This window comes from Nocardiopsis sp. MG754419 (assembly GCF_018207095.1).
Classification (GTDB): domain Bacteria; phylum Actinomycetota; class Actinomycetes; order Streptosporangiales; family Streptosporangiaceae; genus Nocardiopsis.
Genome location: NZ_QOCZ01000381.1, coordinates 1 through 411, shown reverse-complemented (window position 1 = coordinate 411; position 411 = coordinate 1). Strand labels below are relative to the sequence as shown.

Annotated in this window: 1 pseudogene; it reads left to right on the top strand. The window is 72.5% G+C overall.

The annotated features are described in order from the left end of the window. Positions 1-411: pseudogene (locus DSY14_RS28210) on the top strand (nucleotide disphospho-sugar-binding domain-containing protein); the annotation flags it as partial.

Here is a 411-nt window from a genome sequence, read left to right as displayed (position 1 = left end):
CGGTGGTGGCGGCCGGATCTGGTGGTGTGGGAGCCGACGACCTACGCGGGGGCGATCGCGGCCGAGGCGTGCGGTGCCGCCCACGCCCGCCTGACCTGGAGCCCGGACTTCTACGGGCTCATGCGCTCCCGCTACGTGCGCCTGCGCGACGAGGTGCCGGGACGGGAGGACCCGCTGCGGGACTGGCTGTCCCGGCGGCTGGAACCCCTGGGCGGCACCTTCGCGGAGCACGTGCCTCAGGGTCACTTCACGATCGACCAACTGCCGGGCCCGCTCAGAATGCGCACCGACCTCCGGTACGTGGACATGGGATACGTGCCGTTCAACGGTCCGGCGGTGGTGCCGCGGTGGTTGCGGGCCGATCCGGAGCGACCTCGGGTGGCGCTGACCCTGGGACTGAGCGCGGTCGAA